This is a genomic window from Croceicoccus sediminis (assembly GCF_007570835.1).
GTDB classification, from domain to species: domain Bacteria; phylum Pseudomonadota; class Alphaproteobacteria; order Sphingomonadales; family Sphingomonadaceae; genus Croceicoccus; species Croceicoccus sediminis.
Genome location: NZ_SUNC01000003.1, coordinates 272802 through 291970 on the forward strand (window position 1 = coordinate 272802; position 19169 = coordinate 291970).

Genomic DNA, 19169 nt, shown 5'->3' on the forward strand with positions numbered 1-19169 from the left:
GGGTCTCAGAACTCGCTGGCCTCTCGGTATTCGATCGGCATGTCGAGCGTCTTGAGCTGATCGTCGATCTTCGAACGATCGCCGACGACGATGATCGTCAGGTCGTCGGGCGATAGATATTCGGCCGCGGCCCCGTCGATCGCGGCGGCATCGATGCCTCGGTAGATCGTGGGAAGCTGCTTCTGGTAATCGGCCGGGCGGCCAAGCCGCTGGTTGGCAAGCAGCGCCGAAAGCACCTGTCCGTTTGTCTCGAAGCTGTTGGGCAGCCCGCGGATGTTGCCATCGGTCACGCGCTGCAGTTCTACGTCGTCCACCCCGCGCGAACCGTCGGAAAATTCCCCGACCCGGCGCAGGATCAGTTCGATGGAATCGGCGGTCCGGTCGGTCTGGACCGGCGTGAAGACAAAGAACGTGCGCGGCCCGGCATTGCCCGCCGAAACGGAACTGCTGACCCCGTAGGTCCAGCCCTTGTCCTCGCGAAGGTCGCTGTTGAGGCGTGACAGGAAGCCGCTGCCGACAACTTCGTTCGCGATGTTCAGTGCCTCCATGTCCTGCTGCGTTCCGTCAAGCGGCAGAACGCGGGCAAGCAGGAGATAGGACTGCGGCGAATTGGGTCGATCGATGACGACGATCCGGCTCTCCGCTTCGGGCACCGGCGCGTCGAGCGCCTTTGCCGGAACCGCCCCTGTCGGCGCAGCCCAATTGCCGAAAGCGGCCTCCAGCGCGGGCTTCAACTGCGCCATCGTGACGTCACCGACGACCGTGATCGCCGCATTGTCGGGACGCAGCCAGGTATCGTGCAGGGTTTCCAGCGCAGCCGGGGTCAGCGGTTCGATCGCAGAGGCAAGCCCTGCCGAACCGACCGAGCCATAGGGATGGTCATTACCGTAGATCAGCGGCCCGATGGCGCGCGATGCGATGCTGCCCGGCGTTGCCTGCTGCTGGGCGATGGCGGCAAGGCGCTGCCCCTTCACACGGGCGACTTCGGCTTCGTCGAAGGCGGGGTTGCGCACGATGTCGGCCATGAGGTCCAGCGAAGGCAGAAGGTTGGCCGTCAGCGCCGTCATGTAGACCGCACTGACATCCATCGTCGTGCCGGCATTGATCGATGCGCCCAGCCGCTCCTGCTCGGTCGCGATGTCGAGCGTGGACCGGGTTTCGGTCCCTTCGTCCAGCAAGCTCATCATCAGCGACTGCGTTCCGGCATTGGCCGCGCCGTCGGCGGCGTCGCCCGCATTGAAAGTGATCGCCATGCTGACCTTGGGGATAGAGGTCCGGCGTGCCAGCGTGACGGGAATGCCGTTCGACAGGGTCGCGGTCTCCACCGACGGGAAGACGAGTTCGCCCACCGGCGCCACCGGCGGATAGGCGCGCGGCGGGCCCTGTTCGATGGCGGGCACGGGTGCCTTGGCATCGGGCGCGGGCGGCGGCACGGTGCCTTCATCGCCCCAGCCGCCCATCTGTGCGCCGTCCTCGGTCCGCTCGCCCGGCTTCACCACCAGCGTATAGGCCGGGCGCGACAGCCAGGTCGCCAACGCGGCCTGTACTTCTGCAGGATTGAGCGCGGCGATTTCGACAAGGTCTTCCTTGTACGTCGCCGGATCGCCGGAATAGAGCAGCCCTTCGGCCAGGATCGCCCCCTTGCCATCCATGCCCCCTACAGCTTCCAGCTGGCCGATCTGCGAAGAAACCCGCTGCGTCGCCGCACGGGCCAGTTCGTCTTCGGTCGGCCCTTCTGCCATCAGCCCGGCGATGACTTCGTCTAACCGCTTTTCGGCCACGGCCACGTCCACGCCCGGCTTCACGTCCATCGTCGCCTGAAGGTAGGACGTGTTTTCGAACGGCAGCATGTAGGCCGAAACGCTGACGGCCAGCTGTTCGTCACGCACCAGCACGTTGTCGAGCCGCGAGGAGCTGAGCCCGCCCAGCACCGACATGCCCATGTCGAGTTCGGCGGCCTGCTCGTGGTTGAGGCCCGGACCGGACCAGACCTTGTAGATGCGGGTCACCGGCACCTGGTCGGTCATCTCTTCACGGACCGGGGCGGCAAGCGTCACGATCGGCGCTTCGGGCTGCACCACTTCGGGGCCGCGCGGAATGTCGCCGAACCACTTTTCGACCATCGGACGCGCCGTGGCGACGTCAATATCGCCGGTCAGCGCCAGCACCACGTTGTTGGGCGCGTAATTGTCGGTGAACCACGTACGCACGTCGGTCAGGCTGGCCGCGTCGAGATCGGCCATCGAACCGATCGTGGCGTGGCGATAGGGATGGCCGATGGGGTACAGCGCGTCGGCGATCTTGTATTCGGCCAGGCCATAGGGCTGGTTGTCGCCCTGGCGCTTTTCGTTCTGCACCACGCCGCGCTGTTTATCGAGCTTGTCCTGCGTCACCGCGCCGAGCAGGTGGCCCATGCGGTCGCTTTCCATGAACAGTGCAAGATCGAGCGCGCCGGTCGGAACCGTTTCGACATAGTTCGTTCGGTCATACCAGGTCGATCCGTTGGTCGGGGCCGATCCTGCCGCCTCCAGTGGAATGTCGAAATTCTCGACGTTTTCGGACCCGCCGAACATCAGGTGTTCGAACAAGTGGGCAAAACCGGTGCTGCCGCGCGGTTCGTGCTTCGACCCGACGCGGTAATAGGTCGTCACGCCCACGATCGGCGACTTGCGATCGGTGTGGACCAGCACGGTCAGACCGTTGTTGAGCGTGAAGCTTTCATAAGGAATGTCGACTTGCGAAACGAGCTGCGAAAGCGGGGCCGCCGTCGCCTCTGCCGCTGGCGGCGCGACCGCCATGGGCGCGGGTTGATAGGCGCAGGCGGCAAGCGCCAGCGACAGGGAGAGCGAGACCGGAACGGTAAAACGACGCATGTGATGTCCAGCTGAGCAATTGGGGGATGCAACAGGACTACCACGCCAAGGCCGGGTTGCAAGCGTCCGGACAAGGCTGGCCTTATTGTCTTGGATGCGCTCCACCCTGCAAAATTTTCGACTGTTTTATAGCGAGTTAAAAAGTAAAGTCGCAGGCAACGCGTCAGGTCACGCACGCAGTGCACCCACCGCGCAAGGCCTTTGCGTCAGCAGCGTGACAGTTGCCGTTCAATTGTCTTTGCCCTGCCCCCAAACCGTCGCGAACGCGTAAAGCGGCGAACCTATCGGCCTCCCAGATAACACTGGAGGTTGAAAACATGGGTTCGTCAAAATGGCTCCTCGGGGCCGCAATGGGGGCAATCGCGCTTGGTCAGGCCGCACCGGCCATCGCGGGAACGATCGAAGGCAAGGTCATCGACCAGACGGGCACCGCCGGTCTGCGCGCGGTGCAGGTCGAGATCGAGGGAACGGGCCGGACGGCCACGACCGGCAGCGACGGTGCGTTCCGCTTCGTGGAAGTTCCGGAAGGCACCTATACCCTGCGGGCGACCTATATCGGTGCGCAGGCGCAGGAAATGACGGTCGCGGTGCCGGCCACCGGTACCGCGACGGCCGATTTCTCGCTGTCGGGCCTTGACGGGCAGATCCTCGTCATCGGGCAGCGGGCCAACCTTGGCAGCGCCCTTTCGCGCAAGCGCGCCGCAGATACCGTAAGCGATGTCATCACGCGCGACGCGATCGGCCAGTTTCCCGACCAGAACGTGGCTGAATCGCTGCGCCGCCTGCCGGGCGTCAATGTCCTGAACGATCAGGGCGAAGGCCGCTTCGTTTCGGTTCGCGGACTTGATCCCGAACTTAACGCCACGTCGCTGAACGGCGTTCGCCTGCCCGCGCCCGAAAGCGATGTCCGTTCGGTCGCGCTGGACGTGATCAGTTCCGACATCATCGAATCCATCACGGTCAAGAAGTCGCTGACGCCCGACATGGATGCCGACACCATCGGCGCCAGCATCGAGATCGAGACGACGAGTGCGTTCGACCGCGAAAAGGGCCTGCTGACCGCGAAAATCGAAGGCAGCTACAACGAAAAGTCGAACGAGCTGACCCCCAAGGGCAGCATCGATTTCGCCAGCCGCCTTGGCGAAAACGTCGGCATTTCCGGCGGCGTTTCCTACTACCAGCGCAAGTTCGAGACCGACAACATCGAGGCCGACGACTGGACCGACGATGGCGGCACGCCCTACGCGCAGGAAATCCAGTATCGCGACTACGACGTGGAGCGTGAACGCATCAGCGCGACGCTGGGCCTGGATTTCCGCGCGGGCGACACTACCGAGCTTTACGTCAAGGGCACGTGGAGCCAGTTCGACGACCAGGAATACCGCCGCCGCCTGACTTTCGATTTCGGCGATTTCGAAGATGATGACCTGCCGACTTTCGTTGGCAGCACGGCGACTTATTCTTCCGACACCGCCGAATTCACCGTCGAACGCGACGTGAAGGACCGCTTCGAGCGCCAGCGCATCTACTCTCTCGTACTGGGCGGCGAGACGCAGCTCGATAGCGGGTTTTTCGCCGAATACTCGGCCAGCTACGCCAAGGCGACCGAGAAGGAGAACGGATCGGTCGATCCCACGCAGTTCGAACGGGACTTCGAAAGCGACGCCGATCTTGCCGGGGACGAGCTGCTGATCGCAGTCGATTACGCCGATCCGCGCGTGCCGCTCTACATGACGTCGGGCAACGATTCCGCTTTCTACGATCCCGCAGCTTACGAGTTGAAGGACATCGAACTGACCGCGCTGTCCGATTCCCAGGACGAGGAATATGCCGGCCAGTTCGACCTAGGCTATGAAATGTTCATGGGCGATGCCAGCCTGACCCTTCAGGCAGGGGCCAAGGGTCGCTGGCGCAAGAAGACCTACGACAAGTCGGTCGAATTCTACGAATGGGACGGCGACGGCGACTACACGCTTGCCGATGTCCAGGGTTTCCAGACCTACGACATCATCGGCATTTCGCCGGTGGCGGACTTTACCGCGCCCACGCGCTACTTCTTCGACAATTTCGACCAGTTCGAATTGCAGGAAATCGACACCGCGTTCGATTCGGCGGTGGAGGATTACCGCGTCGACGAGGACGTGATGGCAGGATACGTCATGGCCACGTGGGACAACGGCCCGCTGCGCGCCATCGGCGGCATCCGGTACGAGCATACGAAGAACGACATCTTCGGCAACACCGTCACCCTGTTCGAAGAAGGGTCCAACCTTCCCGACGAAACCGTCGCCGAAGACGACACCGTGCTCTTCGCGCCGGTCGAATACGACAAGAGCTACGGCCACTGGCTGCCCAGCCTCAACCTGCGGTACGAAGCACGGCCCGACCTGCTGGTGCGGCTTGCCGGTTATCGCAGTCTCGTCCGTCCGAAGCTGTCGAAGCTGGCCCCGCGCTTTGCCGTCGAGGTCAACGACGATGACGAGATCGAGGGCGAGTTCGGCAATCCCGCGCTGAAGCCATACGAGGCGTGGAACCTCGACGCGTCGGTCGAATGGTACATGTCGCGCACCGGCGGCATCAGCGCCGCGGTCTTCTACAAGGACATCAAGAACTACATCGTCGATACCGAGCGCAAGGACGGCACCTTCAACGGCATCGCCTTTGACGAAGCGGTGATCCCGGTCAACGGCCCCAGCGCCGAAGTCTGGGGCGTGGAGCTTGGCTTCTCTCAGGCGCTGAGCATGTTGCCTGCCCCGCTGGACGGTTTGCTGGTCCAGGCGAACTACACCTACACCGATGCGACCGGGACGGTGCCGATTGACGGCGACATCACCGACCTTCGCGAAATCAGCCTGCCGTCGACGTCGAAGCACACTTTCAACGCCGTGCTAGGCTATGAAAAGGGGCCGATCTCGCTGCGCCTGTCGGGCACGTTCCGCGACAAGTACCTCGACGAACTGGGCGATGACGTGGACGAGGACCGTTTCGTCGACGATCACTTCCAGCTCGACTTCACCGCCAAGTACCAGTTGACCGACATGGTCCAGATCTTTGGCGAGTGGGTGAACATCAACAACGCCAAGTACTTCGCCTACAACAACCTCGGCGGACAGCGGAACCTCTACCAGTACGAGGAATACGACTGGACCGGGAAGTTCGGCGCGAAGGTGGTGTTCTGATGCGCCGGATCGCGATTACAACGCTTGGCGCAGCCGTCCTTTCCGGCTGCGCCACCGCGCCCTACGTCTCGCCCCTGCCCACGGCAGAGGTCGTGGCGCGGGGCGAAACCGCTCCGGTCGGCACGCAGAACGACGATGCCGCCGACGATCCCGCGATCTGGAGGAACCCGGCCGATCCCACGGCCAGCCTGATCGTGGGCACCGACAAGAAGGCGGGGCTCTACGTCTATTCGATGGACGGCGTGGTGCTCGACTTCGCGCCCGACGGGCGGCTCAACAACGTCGATCTCGTCGATATAGGCGATGCGGGTATCGTCGTCGCGGCAAGCGACCGGGGCGACCCGCTGAAAGCACAAATCCGGCTTTACCGGCTTTCTCGTGAAGGCAAGTTGAGCCCCATCGGAACCGTACCGGTCGCTGCGGGCGAGGCCTATGGCCTGTGCCTGTACGCAGAAGACGACGCGCTGCTCGCCTATTCGGTGCTGAAGGACGGGACGATCGTGGAATCCGCGATCGATCTCGAACCACTGGGCGCGTTCACCTCGCGCACGTTCAAGATGGCAACGCAGGGCGAAGGCTGCGTCGTCGATCCGCGCAACGGCACGCTCTACGCGGGTGAAGAGATGGCGGGCATCTGGCGCTTCGCCCGGGGCGCCACTGAAGGCGAAATGGTCGCTGCCACCGATGGCGAACAGCTCGTCGCCGATGTCGAGGGCCTGGCCCTCCTGCCCCAAGGCGATAACGGCGGCTGGCTCGTCGCATCGAGCCAGGGCGACAGCGCCTATGCGGTCTACAGCCTGCCGGACATGCGCTATGTCGGGCGTTTCCGCGTCCGTGCCGGTGACTTCGGCGCGACCGACGAAACCGATGGCATCGCCTTGCAGTCCGGCGATTTCGGGCCGGTCTTTCCGGATGGCCTGTTCGTCGCGCAAGACGGCATCAACGAAAGCGGGGCGCAGAACTTCAAGCTGGTCCGCTGGGACGAGATCGTGTCAGCGCTAGGCCTGAAATGATGGCGTGCCCGGATGCGTCGCGCCGCCGTTTCCTGCAATCGACCGGTACTGCCTTTGCCGCGCTTCTGGCCAGCGGATGCACGACCCGTGCGCTGACAACGGCAGCTGCGGCTTCGTCTCCCTTCGGTCCGCTCGTTCCGGATGCGGCGGGTCTGCTCGACCTGCCCCAAGGGGCGTCCTATCGCGTCATTTCGCGGCTGGGCGACGTGATGGACGACGGGCTGACCGTTCCCGACAAGGCCGACGGCATGGGCTGTTTCGCACTCGCCGACGGGTCGCTGACTCTCGTCCGCAATCACGAGTTGAAGGTGGAGGACGATCCGGGCGGCACGCTTGCGACCGGCTTCGACCACGCGCCGGGCGGCCGCACGCTTCCCGGCGGCACAACGACCGTGGTGCTCGATCCGGCCAGCCTGACGGTGAAACGGCAATACCGATCGCTGGCGGGGACGATCCGCAACTGTTCGGGCGGCGTGACGCCGTGGGGCACCTGGCTCACTTGCGAAGAGGACGTGACCCTGCCGGGTGAAGACGCCGGCAAGGCCCATGGCTGGATCTTCGAAGTCCCCGCCGATGCCGCGGGCCTTGTCGATCCGGTTCCGCTCAAGGCCATGGGACGCTTTCGGCGCGAGGCTGCTGCCGTCGATCCGCGCAGCGGCATCGTCTACATGACCGAGGATCGTGACGAGAGCGCGCTTTACCGCTTCATCCCGAACAGGCACGGTCACTTGGCCGAAGGAGGCCGGTTACAAGCCGCCGCCATCGTCGGCCTGCCTGCCGATACGCGCAACTGGTCCGGCACCGCCTTCGCGCCGGGGGCCTGGGCCGGGGTGCGCTGGATCGACATCGCCGATCCCGAAGCCCCCGACGACGACATGCGCTTTCGCGCAGCCGCCGATGGCGCCGCGATCTTCGCGCGCGGCGAAGGCATCCACATGGGCGACGGCGAAGTCTATTTCTGCTGCACCTCCGGCGGAGCGGCAGGTCTGGGCCAGATCTTCCGGCTGGTGCCGTCGGGCAATGGTCAGGCGGACCGCCTGCAGCTGTTTTTCGAAAGCGGCGACAAGGACCAGTTCCACTATGGCGACAACCTGACGATCGCGCCGAACGGGCACCTGATCGTGTGCGAGGACCAAGGCAGCGACGTGGTGGACAATCACTTGCGCGGGATCACGCCGCAAGGCGAGCCTTATCCCATCGGGCGGCTTCGCATTCAGACCGAACTGTCGGGGGCCTGTTTCTCGCCCGACGGTTCGACCCTGTTCGTCAACGCCTTCAGCCCGGCCATGACTTTCGCCATACGCCTGCCGGAGTTCTACGGTCTTTCAGGATGATCGGAAGGTCGAGGATGGTGGAGCCGAGGGGAATCGAACCCCTGACCTCGTCATTGCGAACGACGCGCTCTCCCAACTGAGCTACGGCCCCGTTCCATCCGTTCGCCCACCGTGGGGCGAGGCGCGCAGTTAGCAGCGAGCGCGCAGGTTTGGGAAGGGGGAAATTACGCCCCCTTCCTGCTTGATCCGTAGGGTCCGGGCCTCAGCTTCCCGAAGCGGTTGCACCGGTGTCGGTGGACGCCGAAGTCTGCGGCGGCAGTTCGATCGTCTGTTCGGGACCGTAAGGGTCGGTCGCGCCCGGAGCGAGCGGATTGCCGCCCGGACGGCGATAGGGAACCCCGTAAGTGGCAAGGTAGCGCGCATCCCAAGCGGTGGCGGCGATGCGATAGGCCTCGTACTCTGCGAAGAACTGCAGGAACACGTTTTCAAGCTGCGGCAACAGCGTGGCGGCCGCGACGTCGAGGTTGCCCTTTTCCACCGTGGCAAGCTGGCCGCTGACCGAAAGCGCGGCATCGCAGAAGCGATCCAGCGCGGGCGGGAGCGCGAAATAGTTGTAGACCTGCGTCATGTACTTGTCGCGCACGTCCTTGTAGCCCGGCCCGTATTTCTGGCGAAACTCGCTGTCGAGCGTGCGGTTCGTGGCCGACAGTTCGCGCGTGTGGTTCTTCAGGAATTCGCCATAGCGTTCGGCCATGACGAGATGTTCGGGGCCCTGGCAGTTCAACGCGGCGACGTTGTAGGCCGAACGCAGGTTCCACGTGGTCTGCGCCGACGTCAGGCCGGTGTTCACCGTCTGGCGAATGCCCATCGCGTTGGCGGCCGGGACGGCCAGGTTTTCCTGCGCAAAGCCGGGTGCGAGCGGACGGGCGGGAAACGCCTCTACCACCGGCGGCGGGGGCGGCGGGGGTGCCGGGGGCGGCGGCGTACAGCCGGCCAGAGTAGCGACGCCCACAATGGCGCATGCCTGCACGATTTTCACGACCTTGGAAGTCACCGACCCGAACCCTCTTTCCCGAAATTCCATAACGATTGCACGCAGTCTGCATGAACCCGGCTTTCGGCAGGATTAAGGCGGCGCGGCAAGCAGTCCCCTTCATGCCCTTACGCCGTGGCCCGCGCATCCCGCCCCATGGGTCCATCCACAAGGAATACGATGAGACGAAGGCGCGCATCGGACGAGCCGAATACGCGAAACGCCCGGCGCGGGGATACCGGCCGGGCGTTCGTTTCTTCTGAATGGGCGGGGGCGTAACCCCTGCCCCGCGATGTCAGTCGCGCTGACCCATGAACATGAGCAGGAACTGGAACATGTTGATGAAATCCAGGTAGAGCGAAAGCGCACCCAGGATCACCGCCTTGCCCATGAACTCGGTTCCGGCAAGGTGATAGTACTGAGCCTTGAGGCGCTGCGTATCGTAGGCCGTCAGACCCGCGAAGATCAGGACGCCCAGGAAGCTGACCGCCCACATCAGGGCCGCGCTCTGCAAGAAGATGTTGATCACCGACGCGATGATCAGGCCGATCACGCCCATGATCAGGAAGCTGCCCCAACCGGACAGGTCCTTCTTCGTGGTGTAGCCGAACAGCGAAAGGCCGGCGAAGGCACCCGCGGTGGCGAAGAACGTCGCCGCGATCGAACCGCCCGTATAGACGAGGAAGATCGTCGACAGGCTCATGCCCATCAGGAACGCAAAGCCCCAGAACATCGCCTGAAGCGTGCCCTGCGAGAAGCGATTCGCGCCAAAGCTCATCGCGAAGACGATCGCCAGCGGGGCGAGCATCACGAGGAACATGAACGGCGAGGTGATGATTGACACGCCGATGGCGGTGTTGGCCATCGCGATCGCGACGATGCCCGAAAGCAGCACGCCCGATGCCATGTAATTGTAGATCGAGAGCATGTACTTGCGCAGGCCTGCGTCGAAGCCGGCCCGCGTGCTCGGCACACTCGGATTAAGGCCCGGAGCAGCGCCGAAGCCCGCACGGCCACTCCGGCTCGTGGGCTGGGGGTCGTTCCAGTTTGCCATTGTCTTTCTCAACTCCTTATCGGACCCCACCAGGCGGGGCCGTTGCAGACAATATCGCGATTGAATCGCATCAGTTCAAGCAAAACCGGCCTGCCGGATCACCGACAGGCCGGATGTTACAAACTGTTACAAAGCGAGGTGACCGATGCAGTCACCCTTTTGCGCGCGCTTCCTGCGACATTTCCGCACTGCGGGCCGATGCATCGCGCAAGGTATCGGTCATCAGCTTCAGCAGCCGGTCGTCGGCATCCAGTGTGTCGAGACCTGCCTGCGTCACGCCGCCCTTCGAAGCGACGCGCCGCGCCAGTTCACCGGGCGAATGTTCGCTGCGCATGGCAAGCGCGGTCGCGCCGTCCACGGTCGCCTTGGCAAGCCGATTGGCCTGTTCCTCGGGCAGGCCGAGCGAGGCCGCCGCCTTGCCCAGCGCGTCGATGAAGCGATAGACGAACGCGGGGCCCGATCCGGCGAGCGCGGTGGTGAGGTCGTAAGTGTCCTCCCCGATCCATTCGCCCTGGCCGAGCATGTCGGCCAGCGTGTCGACCGTGTCTTTCTGCGCATCGCTGAGTCCCTTTCCGGCCAGCGCGACGGGCGACTTGCCCAGCTTTGCCGACAGGTTGGGCATCACGCGGACCACACCGCCCGCACGGGGGAAGCGATCGGACAGAGTGTCGAGCTGAACCCCCGCCAGCAGCGAGAGCAGAACGGTTTCGGGACCGATCATCGGTTCGATGGCAGGCGCCGAATCGGCCAGCCCCTGCGGCTTGATGCCGAGCATGACGACGTCGAACGTCTCGTCAGGCTGGGTGCGGACGAGGCGCACGCCATCGGGGGCGGACGGGATCGAACGGTCCAGCACGGTGAAGATGGCGGGGTCCGCTCCTCCGGCCAGCCAGCCATCCAGCATTGCACCTCCCATGTTGCCGCATCCGATGAGCAGCATCTTGTTCGGTAAAGTCATTCCTAAGCTTCTCCGGCAGCGTCGATGAGCGCGGCGTCTAACGCGTCCTTCGGCTCGCGGCCACCCCACAGGACAAACTGGAACGCGGGATAGAACCGGTCGCACTCCTCAACCGCGTGTTCGACGGCCATCTGCGCCTGCAGGATCGAGAGCAGGCCATCGTCGCCCAGCATCATGCCGTGGCGGTAAAGCAGGACCGAACCCGACGACCACAGATCGAAGTGCCCCAGCCACAGCTGCTCGTTCACCAGGCTCATCAGTTCGAACATCGCGGTCCGCTTGTCGTCGCCGACGCGCACTTCAGGCAGGCACAGCAGCTGCAGGACGTTGTCCTCACGCCGCCAGATCGCGCGCATCTGGTACTTGGCCCAGGCGCCCTGCACTTCGCCCGAAAGCTCGTCCTCACCGATGAGTTCGTATGGCCAGCCCCGCGCCTCGAACAGCGCGACCAGCATGTCGACCGGGGCGCAATCGTCGTCGCCCGTGTCAGTGTGCCGGTCTGTCATCATAAGCGTGTCCGTCCAGGGTTTGGGGTTGTCCATCCTCGATTGCCTTGATGAATCCTTTCACCCCGATGACACAATCACCCCTGCCCACGCATGCTGGGCATAAGTCGACACATTTGTGCAGAGCTTGTGGACAAGCACGGGACAGCCTGTGGAAGCGGGATGCCGCGCGGCTGAACAGGCCCGAACCGCCGAGCCGTCAATGGCTCAGTCGCCGGGGCGGCGGCGGCGCGCGCGCTGCGCCTCGGAAGCGGAGAGGTCCGCCTGGACGAGCGAAGGGAATATGCCCAGGTTTGCGGCCGCGGCCTGCTCCGCCCGGCTGAGACTGGGCATGCGCAGCAGGTATGGCGTCAATTCCGCCGCGACGTCGGAGGGCAGGATGCGGTTGAGCACTTCGGTCGCCTCGCCCCCGCGCCCGTTGATGGCCAGCATGAAGGCCTGCATCCGCCATGCCGGACGGTCCCCGACGTTGAGCAGCGGCTTCAGCATCGCCTCGCCCGTGTCGTAATCGCCGATGATCGAGAGGCTTAGCGCATAGCGGCGCAAGGTTTCGTCGCTGGGGTTCAGGCGGTTGGCGATAGCGTAATAGTACTGCGCCGAAGGCTGGTCGCCCAAGAGGTCGTAGCCGAGCGCGCGGTCCGATACGAAGACGTCTTCGGGAAGGCCCGCCATGTCGGCCTGCTCGAACAGGGCGAGCCCTTCGCGCGGGCGGCCGCGATGAATTTCGATCGCCCCGCGCGCGGCGGTGATATGCGCATCGCCGGGCGCAAGCTGCGCGGCGCGCTGGGCATATGTGGCGGCCAGATCGATCCGGCCCAGCCGCATTGCGGCCTGCACCCCGTCGCGCAGCGCGCGCAGGTCCGAAGGATTGCGGCCAAGCTGTTCGCGCGCACGTTCCAGGGCGCGTTCGTTGCTGTCCGGCACGGTGCGAACCGATTGCGCGGCGACGGGCGGTGCATGCAATTGCATGCCGCCTGCAAGCAGAACCGCCGCCGCGACAAATGCGCGACGGCGGTTCTTCGACTTCGTGTTCCGGTTAACGGTTATGCCGTCCCAGGAAACGCGGGATGTTAAGCTCCGCGCCGTCGTCATCGTCATCCTCACGAGTAGGCTGTTCGTCACGCGGGCGCGACAGGCTGGCCATGCGTTCGAAAAGCGTGCTGCCACCTGAAGATGCCGGTGCAGCGGGCGCTGGTGCGGCCGGGCGCGGCGTCGGGGTGGGCTGCTGCCAGCCGCCGTTGACGACAGAGTGATCTTCCGCCGCAGCGGGGCGCTGCACGAATTCGTCACCCAGGACCAGTTCGTCCGAATTGTCGGCAACCTCGTCGCTCAGTTCCAGCGGAAGGTCGAGCGGTTCGTCGTTCGCCGAAGCAAAGCCGCCGCCGACGAGCTTGTGCTCGCTGTCGTCGGCCGGATCGTCGATGCCGCCGGTCGGATCGGTAACCGCGTGATCGGGCGCGGGCGAAGCCTCCTGTGCCGGAGCGGCAGGTGCGGCACCCGGGCGCATCGGCGCACGGCCCGAACCCAGCGAGAACGGCTGCGCACCGCCCTGCGGCTGGACCTGTTCGGCGGCCTGATCGATGCCGGTGGCGACGACCGAGACGCGGATCTTGCCGGCAAGGTCGGGATTGAAGGCCGAACCCCAGATGATGTTCGCGTCCGGGTCGACCAGTTCGCGGATGTGGTTCGCGGCCTCGTCGACTTCCATGAGGCGCATGTCCTCGCCGCCGATGATCGAGACGATGACGCCCTTGGCGCCGGCCATCGAAACACCGTCGAGCAGCGGGTTGGCAATCGCCTTTTCGGCGGCTTCAAGAGCGCGGGAATCGCCCTCTGCCTCGCCCGTGCCCATCATCGCCTTGCCCATTTCGCCCATCACCGAACGCACGTCGGCAAAGTCGAGGTTGATGAGGCCCGGCATGACCATGAGGTCGGTGATCGAACGCACGCCCTGTTGCAGCACTTCGTCGGCAAGCCCGAAAGCTTCCTTGAAGGTCGTGTCGGGGCTGGCGACCAGGAACAGGTTCTGGTTCGGAATGACGATCAGGGTGTCGACGTGCTTCTGCAGCTCCTCGATCCCGGCTTCTGCCGAACGCATGCGGCGGCTGCCTTCGAACATGAACGGCTTGGTCACGACGCCGACGGTCAGCACACCCTTGTCACGCGCCGCCTTGGCGATGACGGGGGCCGCCCCGGTGCCGGTTCCGCCGCCCATGCCGGCCGCGATGAAGCACATGTGCACGCCGTCGAGCATCCGGTCGATCTCGTGCAGCGTCTCTTCCGCTGCGGCGCGGCCGACCTCTGCCCGCGAACCCGCGCCCAGCCCCTGCGTGATTTCAGGCCCCAGCTGGATGCGATCTTCGGCGATCGAGTTGTTGAGTGCCTGTGCGTCGGTATTCGCGACGACGAAATCCACCCCCTCGATCTGTGCCTGGATCATGTTGGCGATGGCGTTGCCACCTGCCCCGCCGACACCGATCACGGTGATGCGCGGCCGCAGTTCTTCAACTGCCGGTGGACCGATATTGATGCTCATGAACGTCTCCGCAAAATCGCTGCGTCCAGCGTGCCCCCGAAATTGATGTCCTTTGTGCCACAGAACGAATCACCGGAGCAAAGGATTCTCATAGATTTCCACACCTCGGTGAGGCGAGGATTTTCGGCGATTCGCGATGAAGCGCGCGGCTTTGCCGACAAACCGAAAATTCAGCTCTGCGCGGCTTTCCACGCGCCCATCGAACCCAAGTAGATATCCAGCTTTTCAAAGCCCTTGGAGGCAAGCAGACCCGCCGCAACGCTGGCCCGCATCCCGCTGGCACACATGACGGTATAGTGCGTGTCCTTGTCCAGTTCGCGCCACTTTTCCGCCAGTTCGCCGACGTAGATGTGCACCGATCCGTCGATCGCGGAGGCCGCCCGTTCGTCGGCGTCACGCACGTCGAGCAGTTTCCAGCCCGCCTTGCCCGCCGCGACGCGTTCCGCCACCTCTTCGGTGACGACGGTCGGCAAGCGTTGCATCCCCATCCCCTGCGCGGCGGCAGGCACGATGCCGACATAGCCGCCGACCACGTTGTCGAGCGCGATGCGGACCAGGTGTTCCATCGCGGTTTCGATCTGGCCGCGGTCCGATCCGACGAGGGCGATGCTCTCCCCCTCGCCCACGAACCACCCGGCAAAGGCGGGGATCATTCCCACCGGCAGGCACAACGCGCCGGGGAAATGCCCCGACGCCCATGCCAGCGGTTCGCGCACGTCGATCACGTGATCGACCTCCAGCGCCTTGAACTGGTCCAGCGACAATACCGGCGGCGCCATGATGCGCGGTGCGGGATCGCCGCCTTCGAGGTTCAGCCGCTCCATGAGGCGGAAGTAGGGTGGCTGGTAATGGTGCTCCGCAACCTTGGCCTCGATAAACGCCTCGCGGCCGAGCTGCAGGCGCGGGTTGTTCGCACGTTCGTGGCCGATGGTCGAAAACTCGCGCTCTGCCATGCCCGATCCGCAGACCGAGCCTGCGCCGTGCGCGGGATAGAGGATCGTCTGATCGCCCAGAGCCAGCAGCTTCTGCAGGCTGTCGTAGAGCATGCCGGAAACCTCGCGCTCCCGATCAGGGTAGAAATCGGTGCGGCCCACGTCGCCGACGAACAGGGCGTCGCCCGTGAATACGCCGACCGGCCCATCCGGATAGGCCGTGTCGTGAAGCACGAAGGCCAGATGGTCGAACGTGTGGCCCGGCGTTTCCAGCACCTCTATGCGAAGCTGCCCGATATCGAAGCAGTCGCCCTCGTGCGCGGTTTCGGCATAGGCGACGTCGCCCGCCGCATTCGGGCCGTGCAGGACTTTCGCACCGGTCATCGCGGCAAGGATCGGCGCGCCGGAGACGAGATCCTCATTCCGGTGCGTTTCGAAGATGTGGGTAATCTCCAGCCCTTCGGCGCGGGCCTTTTCGACATAGATCGCGCAGTCGCGGCGCGGGTCGATCACCGCCGCCTTTCCGCCTGCCCCGACAATATAGGACAAGTGCGAAAGTCCGGGTGTCTTGATCTTTTCGAGCAGCAATGGATCCTCCTTCGTACCCTTAGGATACGAGGGGGATCACTGCCGGTTCCGGATCAGAAATACTCGCGGATCGCGCGCATGACGCGGGCGGGCAGGTTCATCCGGCCAAACCGCGACGTGGACTGCCATGCCGAACCGTGGGTGCGGATGTCGACCGGGTCGGCCGCGGCATAAAGGACGAGGCCCGTCAACGCCGCGAATCCGGGGCGCGCGTGCGCTTCGGGAAGGCCGGTCATCTGCGGCGGGCGGCCGGTGCGAACCGGCTTGGCAAAGGCCTGCTGAACATAGTCGGCAAGGCCCGCGAGTTCCGCACCGCCGCCGGTCAACACGATCTGCCGCCCGCTACCGCCGCGCCCGATGACGAAACCCATGCCTTTCAGCGCCTTGGCCACGTCCTCGGTCCAGCGGCCAAGCTGGCCGTTGATGACGCTGATCAGTTCGGCGCGCTGCACTTCCTCGCCGCCATGCTTGCCCTCTGCGCCCAGCGGGATCATCTCGCGGTGGTCGGTCGGGCTGGCAATGGCGGAGCCGTAGACGCACTTCAGCCGTTCCGCCTGCATCCGGCGGATGCCGAAGGCCGAGGCGATGGCGTCGGTCACGTCGTTGGAGCCATAGGGCAGGACCGACACGCCCACCAGCATACCGCCGACATGGACCGATACGTGGGTCACTTCCGCGCCGAAATCGACGACCGCGACGCCCAGTTCCTTTTCCTCGTCGCTAAGGCAGGCATGGCCGCTGGCCACCGCCGCACCGACGACGCCTTCGACCTCCAGGTGCGCGTTCTGTACCGCTTCCATCAGGTTGCGCAGTGGGCCGGCCTCTGCCTCCATCACGTGGACAGCGACGGCGAGCCGCTGGGCATGAAGGCCGCGTGGGTTCGACACGCCCTGCGCGCCATCGAGGATGTAGTGCGCAGGCTGTGCGTGGAGCACGACGCGCGGTTCGCCCACTTGCGGCACGATACGGTCGCGCGCTTCGGCCAGCAGGTATTCGACGTCGTCCTGGTCGATCCGGCGTCCACCAGTCTCGATATCGACTTCACGAATCTCGCTCATCAAACCGGCGTTCGCACATCCGATCCAGACCGAGGATACTTGCGTGTCCGCGGCGCGTTCGGCGCGTTCGATCGCGTCGCGGATCGCGTGGCTGGCCGCGTCCATGTCGGTGACATAGCCGCGCCGGATACCGTCGGCGGCGCGGTGCCCCGAACCCAGCACGATCATCTCGCCATCTGCCGTCAGCCCCGCGATCATCGCGGAAATGCGGAAGGACCCGATGTTGATCGCGCCGAAAACCTTTTCGATCCTGAGGTTCGCCATTGCCTTAGCCCCCGTTGTCCCGCGCCGCTTCGGCGGCGAGACGCTTTGCCTCTTCGCGTGCCTTCGCCTCGTCCTGCGCGCGTCCGGGCACGCGCATGTAGACGCGGCTGGGATCACGCATGTCGAATACCGCGACTTTGCCGCCCAGCAGGCGGTTCATGCCGTCCATCTGCGCAAAGGCGACCAGCGCCTCTGCCGACGTGTCCTCCCCTTCGGGAAGGGCCACGACCTGTCCTGTCGCGAATGTCAGGTTCCAGCGGCGATTGCCGATCCACTCTGCCCCGCGTACCTGTTTCTTCAACGCGGGCGCGGCTTCCAGCAGGATGGCAAGATCCGCCGCCCGTTCGGCAGCGCCCTCGCCTTTGAGCACCAGCATCCTTTCCGCCTTGCCGGGCGCGACCGGTTCCAGCTTGTGACCCGATGGGTCGATCAGGACGAAATCCTCACCCTGCTGCAGCACCGCGTGGGGCGTGCGTTCAATGATGTCGATGACCAGCGTGTCGGGCAGCTGGCGCGATACGCGCGCGTCCGACACCCATGCCAGCGACACGAGTTCCTCGCGCAGGTTCGCCACGTCCAGCTGCGTCATCGGCTGGGCCTGCGCGGCGATGGCGCGGCTGTAAATTTCTTCCTCGTCCATGCGCTCGACGCCGTGGACTTCGACCCGGCGGACCGCGAAACCGGTATCGGCGGCGAGCTTGCCCATCGTCTCGTCCGCGAAGGAACCAAAGCCCGATACGACCGCGATACCCCAGATCGCCGCGCCCGCGACAATGACGATCAAGCCGGTAAACGCCTTTTGCAGCGCGCTTTCGGACAGGCCCAGGCCTGTAACCATGCGCGAAAACAGGCCGCCGGTCCTTGCCTTTGCTCCGGCGACGGCGCGCTTCTTGCCCTTTGCCGATGCCGCGCGGCGGACGCCTTTCCCTCCGCGCTTGATCGTGGTGCTCATGCCCCCGGCTCCACCTTCGTCGCGCCGAACTTGCCGACGCGGCGGATTTCCCATTCGAGCGTCACGCCCGACTTGTCCTTGACCCTGCGGCGCACTTCCTCGCCCAGCATCTCGATGTCGGCGGCGCTCGCCTCTCCGCGGTTGATAAGGAAGTTGGTGTGCTTCTCGCTGACTTGCGCATCGCCGATGATCAGGCCGCGGCAACCCGCGTCGTCCACCAGCTTCCATGCCGAGGTGCCGTCGGGGTTCTTGAAAGTCGACCCGCCGGTCTTGGTGCGTAGCGGCTGCGAAGCTTCGCGTGCCTCGCTGATCCGATCCATCTCGGCCTGGATCGCATCGGGATCGCCCGGCTCGCCCTTCATCGTCGCCGACACGACGATCGCGCCATCGGGAAGGTCCGAATGCCGATAGGTATAACCCATGTCGGACAGGGCAAACGTCTTGCGCGTGCCGTCGCGCAGAATGACGTCGCATTCGGTGAGGATGTCCTTCACCTCGCGCCCGTATGCCCCGCCGTTCATCCGCACGAAACCGCCAACGGTGCCGGGAATGGATTTCAGGAATTCCATGCCCGCGATCCCCGCATCGCGCGCGGTGGAACTGGCCAGAACGCCCGGCGTCCCGCCGCCGAAGCGGACGGTGAAATCGTCCAGCACTTCGGTATCGAAGAACGGCTTGCCAAGGCGGATGACTACGCCCGGAACACCGCCGTCGCGCACGATCATGTTTGACCCCAGCCCCAGCCCCATGACCGGAACATCGGCGGGAAGCGCGGCAAGAAACGCGGCGAGATCGTCCGCATCCTCAGGCTCGAACAGCAATTCGGCGGGGCCGCCGGTCTTGAACCAGATCAGCTTGGCCAGCGGAGCATCGGCGGTCAGGTCGCCGCGCGGCGCAGGCACGGTGAAGCTGCCGCTTTCCAGCGCTACCTCCAGCATGCTGCCCTGAT

14 protein-coding genes and 1 tRNA gene are annotated in these 19169 nt (G+C 64.8%); 3 read left to right on the forward strand and 12 right to left on the reverse strand.

Annotation, left to right across the window (positions count from 1 at the left end; genetic code table 11):
• Positions 1–5 precede the first annotated feature (5 nt).
• Complete coding sequence (locus FAX90_RS11940; RefSeq protein WP_144097635.1) at positions 6–2873, reverse strand: M16 family metallopeptidase; 2868 nt, start codon at positions 2871–2873, stop codon at positions 6–8.
• Between the two features lie 317 nt (positions 2874–3190).
• Here FAX90_RS11940 and FAX90_RS11945 point away from each other — a divergent pair, with 317 nt between their 5' ends.
• The 3 genes from FAX90_RS11945 to FAX90_RS11955 are packed head-to-tail and all read left to right on the forward strand — an operon-like array spanning position 3191 to position 8399.
• The gene (locus FAX90_RS11945; protein WP_144097636.1) at positions 3191–6052 is read left to right on the forward strand and encodes a TonB-dependent receptor; all 2862 of its coding nucleotides are present in this window, start codon (positions 3191–3193) and stop codon (positions 6050–6052) included.
• On the forward strand, positions 6052–7065 hold the full coding sequence (locus tag FAX90_RS11950; RefSeq protein ID WP_144097637.1) for a phytase: 1014 nt from the start codon (positions 6052–6054) through the stop codon (positions 7063–7065). Before FAX90_RS11945 ends, FAX90_RS11950 begins: the two co-directional genes overlap by 1 nt.
• Complete coding sequence (locus FAX90_RS11955; protein ID WP_144097638.1) at positions 7065–8399, forward strand: alkaline phosphatase PhoX; 1335 nt, start codon at positions 7065–7067, stop codon at positions 8397–8399. Before FAX90_RS11950 ends, FAX90_RS11955 begins: the two co-directional genes overlap by 1 nt.
• Positions 8400–8414: 15 nt before the next feature.
• On the opposite strand, the gene FAX90_RS11960 is transcribed toward FAX90_RS11955, so the two are convergent.
• The 11 genes from FAX90_RS11960 to murB form a co-directional block, all read right to left on the reverse strand.
• Positions 8415–8490: transfer RNA gene (locus tag FAX90_RS11960), tRNA-Ala, on the reverse strand.
• A 111-nt stretch (positions 8491–8601) separates the two neighbouring features.
• Entirely contained in the window at positions 8602–9393 is a 792-nt protein-coding gene (locus FAX90_RS11965) for a hypothetical protein (protein ID WP_144097639.1), read from the reverse strand.
• Between the two features lie 274 nt (positions 9394–9667).
• On the reverse strand, positions 9668–10426 hold the full coding sequence (locus FAX90_RS11970; protein WP_144097640.1) for a Bax inhibitor-1/YccA family protein: 759 nt from the start codon (positions 10424–10426) through the stop codon (positions 9668–9670).
• A gap of 151 nt (positions 10427–10577) precedes the next feature.
• Positions 10578–11384, reverse strand: a complete 807-nt coding sequence (locus tag FAX90_RS11975; RefSeq protein WP_144097641.1) for a pyrroline-5-carboxylate reductase family protein — start codon at positions 11382–11384, stop codon at positions 10578–10580.
• A 2-nt stretch (positions 11385–11386) separates the two neighbouring features.
• A complete protein-coding gene (locus FAX90_RS11980; RefSeq protein WP_144097859.1) occupies positions 11387–11890 on the reverse strand; it encodes a type III secretion system chaperone family protein in 504 nt (167 codons plus the stop codon).
• 207 nt (positions 11891–12097) lie between these two features.
• Positions 12098–12859, reverse strand: coding sequence for a tetratricopeptide repeat protein (locus tag FAX90_RS11985; RefSeq protein ID WP_144097642.1), 762 nt, complete (start codon positions 12857–12859; stop codon positions 12098–12100).
• A gap of 67 nt (positions 12860–12926) precedes the next feature.
• Positions 12927–14426 carry a cell division protein FtsZ gene (gene ftsZ / locus FAX90_RS11990; RefSeq protein ID WP_144097643.1) on the reverse strand — a complete coding sequence of 500 codons (1500 nt, stop codon included), beginning with the start codon at positions 14424–14426 and terminating at the stop codon, positions 12927–12929.
• Between the two features lie 170 nt (positions 14427–14596).
• Positions 14597–15946, reverse strand: coding sequence for an MBL fold metallo-hydrolase (locus tag FAX90_RS11995; RefSeq protein ID WP_144097644.1), 1350 nt, complete (start codon positions 15944–15946; stop codon positions 14597–14599).
• Positions 15947–15999: 53 nt separating this feature from the next.
• Entirely contained in the window at positions 16000–17268 is a 1269-nt protein-coding gene (gene ftsA / locus FAX90_RS12000; protein ID WP_144097645.1) for a cell division protein FtsA, read from the reverse strand.
• 4 nt (positions 17269–17272) lie between these two features.
• Positions 17273–18220, reverse strand: a complete 948-nt coding sequence (locus FAX90_RS12005) for a cell division protein FtsQ/DivIB (protein WP_144097646.1) — start codon at positions 18218–18220, stop codon at positions 17273–17275.
• Positions 18217–19158 (reverse strand): UDP-N-acetylmuramate dehydrogenase, encoded by a 942-nt coding sequence (murB, locus tag FAX90_RS12010; RefSeq protein WP_144097860.1) that lies wholly within the window; start codon positions 19156–19158, stop codon positions 18217–18219. The genes FAX90_RS12005 and murB overlap by 4 nt, the downstream gene beginning before the upstream one ends.
• Positions 19159–19169: the final 11 nt, after the last annotated feature.

What these genes read in the sequence shown, in the direction of transcription:
- FAX90_RS11940 (WP_144097635.1), bottom strand. Translation starts at nt 2,873, where the DNA reads ATGCGTCGTTTTACCGTTCCGGTCTCGCTCTCCCTGTCGCTGGCGCTT.
- FAX90_RS11945 (WP_144097636.1), top strand. Translation starts at nt 3,191, where the DNA reads ATGGGTTCGTCAAAATGGCTCCTCGGGGCCGCAATGGGGGCAATCGCG.
- FAX90_RS11950 (WP_144097637.1), top strand. Translation starts at nt 6,052, where the DNA reads ATGCGCCGGATCGCGATTACAACGCTTGGCGCAGCCGTCCTTTCCGGC.
- FAX90_RS11955 (WP_144097638.1), top strand. Translation starts at nt 7,065, where the DNA reads ATGGCGTGCCCGGATGCGTCGCGCCGCCGTTTCCTGCAATCGACCGGT.
- FAX90_RS11970 (WP_144097640.1), bottom strand. Translation starts at nt 10,426, where the DNA reads ATGGCAAACTGGAACGACCCCCAGCCCACGAGCCGGAGTGGCCGTGCG.
- FAX90_RS11975 (WP_144097641.1), bottom strand. Translation starts at nt 11,384, where the DNA reads ATGACTTTACCGAACAAGATGCTGCTCATCGGATGCGGCAACATGGGA.
- FAX90_RS11980 (WP_144097859.1), bottom strand. Translation starts at nt 11,890, where the DNA reads ATGACAGACCGGCACACTGACACGGGCGACGACGATTGCGCCCCGGTC.
- FAX90_RS11985 (WP_144097642.1), bottom strand. Translation starts at nt 12,859, where the DNA reads ATGCAATTGCATGCACCGCCCGTCGCCGCGCAATCGGTTCGCACCGTG.
- ftsZ (WP_144097643.1), bottom strand. Translation starts at nt 14,426, where the DNA reads ATGAGCATCAATATCGGTCCACCGGCAGTTGAAGAACTGCGGCCGCGC.
- ftsA (WP_144097645.1), bottom strand. Translation starts at nt 17,268, where the DNA reads ATGGCGAACCTCAGGATCGAAAAGGTTTTCGGCGCGATCAACATCGGG.
- FAX90_RS12005 (WP_144097646.1), bottom strand. Translation starts at nt 18,220, where the DNA reads ATGAGCACCACGATCAAGCGCGGAGGGAAAGGCGTCCGCCGCGCGGCA.
- murB (WP_144097860.1), bottom strand. Translation starts at nt 19,158, where the DNA reads ATGCTGGAGGTAGCGCTGGAAAGCGGCAGCTTCACCGTGCCTGCGCCG.